This is a genomic window from Streptomyces graminilatus (assembly GCF_001418565.1).
Classification (GTDB): Bacteria; Actinomycetota; Actinomycetes; order Streptomycetales; family Streptomycetaceae; genus Streptomyces; species Streptomyces graminilatus.
This window is the reverse complement of sequence record NZ_LIQQ01000360.1, coordinates 1-3,307: the sequence shown is the minus strand read 5'-3', so window position 1 is coordinate 3,307 and position 3,307 is coordinate 1. Positions and strand designations below refer to the sequence as shown.

The 3,307-nt window shown below is 71.0% G+C and carries 3 protein-coding genes; 1 reads left to right on the top strand and 2 read right to left on the bottom strand.

The features are described 5' to 3' along the window. Positions 1 to 27: 27 nt before the first annotated feature. A complete protein-coding gene (locus tag AOK08_RS28660) occupies positions 28 to 918 on the bottom strand; it encodes an alpha/beta fold hydrolase (RefSeq protein ID WP_055531413.1) in 891 nt (296 codons plus the stop codon). 582 nt (positions 919 to 1,500) lie between these two features. Beyond that, entirely contained in the window at positions 1,501 to 2,193 is a 693-nt protein-coding gene (locus AOK08_RS28655) for an iron-dependent transcriptional repressor DtxR (RefSeq protein WP_055531411.1), read from the bottom strand. 342 nt (positions 2,194 to 2,535) lie between these two features. On the opposite strand from AOK08_RS28655, the gene AOK08_RS28650 reads away from it, so the two are divergent. Continuing rightward, positions 2,536 to 3,291, top strand: coding sequence for an SIS domain-containing protein (locus AOK08_RS28650; RefSeq protein WP_055531409.1), 756 nt, complete (start codon positions 2,536 to 2,538; stop codon positions 3,289 to 3,291). Positions 3,292 to 3,307: the final 16 nt, after the last annotated feature.

Genomic DNA, 3,307 nt, shown 5'->3' with positions numbered 1-3,307 from the left:
AACCCCGCCGAGCAACCCCGCGGAGCGCTACCGCTGGCTCGTCAACACGCCGTCCAGGAACGGTTCGATCGCTGTGCGCCAGGCGTCCGGCTGGTCGTAGTGGACGAAGTGGCCGACGTCGGGCACCTCCGCGTACTCGCCCCTCGGCAGGACGCGGACCATCTCCTGCGCCTCCGCCCGGCCCAGTTCGCCGTCCAGGCCGCGTACGACGAGGGTGGGACACTGGACCTGCGTCAGCTCCTCCCAGTGGGCGTCGTACACCCAGGTCTCGCGGGACTTGAGCATCTGCTCGGGTTCGAAGACGGGACGCCAGCCGTCCGGGGCCTCCTGCATCACCTCGGCGTAGAACTCGCCGCGCGAGAGGTTGGGCCGCTCCACCCAGGGATCGTCCTCGCCGAACCACTTGCGTACGTCGGCGAGGGTGGCGAAGGGGACCGGCCAGGTCTTGAACCAGTCCTCCCACTCGCGCTGGGACGCGGCGCCCAGTGCCGACGCCCGCATGTCGCAGATGATCAGGCCCCGCACCAGGTCGGGGCGTTTCGCGGCGAGCTGCCAGGCGGTCAGGGCGCCCATCGCGTGGCCGATGAGGACGACCGGCCCGAGGCCGAGCTGCTCGATCGCCGCCTCGGCGTCCTCGACGTACGCCTCGCGCGTGTAGCTGGCGCCGGGCGGCCGGTCGCTCTGGCCGTGGCCCCGCTGGTCGAGTGCGACGGCCCGGTGCCGCTCGCCCAGCCAGCGGGCGGCGGACGCCCAGTGCGAGGCACGGCCCATGAGCCCGTGCAGTAACAGCACGCCGGGGGCCCGGTCGGGTACTCCGGCCGGCGGGGCCTGCTCCTCGCCGGGTTTCGGAGGGTCGGCGAACTCCCAGGCGGCAAGGCGTACACCGCCCGCTCCGGTCACGTCGATACGCCGCGCCACAGCTCCTGGCACCCCCCTAGCTATCGAGTTTCAGCCACCGATCCACCGGTCCGTCGATCCCACCGGTCGAACGGTCGAACGGTCGATCAGTGGATCGCTGGACCCCAGATTATCGAATAGCTATTCGAAAATGGGTTCTCCGGCCGCAACACCCCTCGTTCGAGTGACCCCGCTCAAGGAATGATCCGCGTGGCCGAGGGGAGATCTTCTGCGGGAGGCGGACCGCTCGGGGAAAACGGTCCGTAGGGGATGACCCTGGGAGCTCGGGGCTCCGGGTCAGCACAGGGGAGGACAGGCCCCGGCGCCAAGCGGCGCCGGGGCCCTCTTCATGTTCGCGGCACATCCGCACGCTCCCCCTCCCCCCGCCGGGCGGCGACAGCGCCGCCGCACCCGGCCAAGAGCCCCCAAGCCATATGCCTCACGCGACAGCGTGGCACGCGAAACGGCCCGGCGCTGCGATTCCGCACACTGAATCCTGGATTGGCACCCTGGAGCAGCGCCGATCCCAGGACACGGCAAGTTCCCCGCCGGTCACAGGAGTTGACGGCGCGACGACCGGTGCGGCACCGGACGCCCGTCGGATCAGCGCTTCGCCACGAACACGTGCGAGGCCACGTCCGCCTCCAGCTCGGCCGCCTCGCCGCCGCTGCCGACCAGCACCCCGCCGGCCGCCTCCGTCACGCTCACCACCGAACCGGGCTGCACACCCGCGCGGCGCAGCGTGTACATGAGCTGCGCGTCCGTCTGGATGGGCTCACCGATCCGCCGTACGACGACCGTCTTGCCGTCCACACCCGGGTCGAGGTCGGCCAGCGAGACCATGCCCTCGTCCAGGAAGGGGTCCGCGCCGTCCTTCTCGCCCAGCTCCTCCAGGCCCGGGATCGGGTTGCCGTACGGCGACTCGGTGGGGTGGCGCAGGAGTTCGAGGACGCGGCGCTCGACGGCCTCGCTCATCACGTGTTCCCAGCGGCACGCCTCCGCGTGGACCTGCTCCCACTCCAGGCCGATCACATCGACGAGCAGACACTCCGCGAGGCGGTGCTTGCGCATGACACGGGTTGCCAGCCGGCGGCCCTCGTCCGTCAGTTCCAGGTGCCGGTCGCTGGCGACCGCGACCAGGCCGTCGCGCTCCATCCGGGCCACGGTCTGACTCACCGTCGGGCCACTCTGGTCCAGCCGCTCGGCGATCCGGGCGCGCATGGGGACCACACCTTCCTCCTCCAGCTCAAGGATGGTGCGGAGATACATCTCCGTCGTATCGATCAGTCCGGACATTCGTGCCCCTTGATGAGATGTGCCGGAGGCTCGACGGCTCCGGCGCGTGCGCTGGCCCTGGCTTCAATTCTGACGCATACCACTGACAACCGTGCCGCCGCGTGGGAACCACACGGTTACGGATCCTCGCGGTCGGGTAGACAGCACGTTTCACCGAGGGTACGGCGGCGGGCCCGGGAACGGCCGGTCGCGCTGTCGACAGAGCGCTGCGAGACCGGGCGCATCGAGACCGGGCGCTGTTGACAGGGCAATGGTCCAGACCTCACCGTGATCGGGCGACGCGGCCCGTCACCGTCGGACACGGACCGCTGCGCCGATTCTCCCGACCCGAAGGGCTTACGGATGAGCGACAGCGAGTTGGCCGGGCAGTTCCTCGACGCCGCGATCGGCCTGCTGCGGCGGGTGCGCGACGAGGAGGCGGACGCCATGACCGCCGCCGGCACACTCATCGCCGACACCGTGGCGGCCGGGGGACGCCTGTTCGCCTTCGGCGCCGGGCACTCCTCGCTCGCCGCGCAGGACCTCGTCTACCGCGCGGGCGGCCTCGCCCTGATGAACCTGCTGGCCGTCCCGGGTGTCGTCGGCGTCGACGTCATGCCGGCCACGCTGGGCTCCGCCCTGGAGCGCGTCGACGGTCTGGCCACGGCCGTCCTGGACACCTCGCCGCTGCGCGCCGGGGACGTACTCGTGATCGTCTCCCTCTCCGGCCGCAACGCGCTCCCGGTGGAAATGGCGCTGCACGCGCGTGCCCTCGGGGTACGGGTCATCGGCGTGACCTCGGTGGCGTACGCGACGGAGACGACGCCCCGGAACGCCTCGGGCACCTTCCTCAAGGACCACTGCGACGTCGTACTGGACTCGAAGATCGCCCCCGGCGACGCCGAACTCACCGTCGACACCATCCCGGCGCCCTTCGCGCCCGCCTCCACGGTCGTCACGTCGGCCGTGCTCCAGTCGGTCATGGCGACGGCGGCGGGCATCCTGGCGGAACGCGGCATCGAGCCTCCGCTGCTGCGTTCCGGGAATGTGGACGGCGGCCATGAGTGGAACGCGCGCATTCTGAAGGAGTACGGGGACCGGATCTTCTACGAGCGGTAGCGCTCCGCTGGGTGGG

What these genes read in the sequence shown, in the direction of transcription:
- AOK08_RS28655 (WP_055531411.1), bottom strand. Translation starts at nt 2,193, where the DNA reads ATGTCCGGACTGATCGATACGACGGAGATGTATCTCCGCACCATCCTT.
- AOK08_RS28650 (WP_055531409.1), top strand. Translation starts at nt 2,536, where the DNA reads ATGAGCGACAGCGAGTTGGCCGGGCAGTTCCTCGACGCCGCGATCGGC.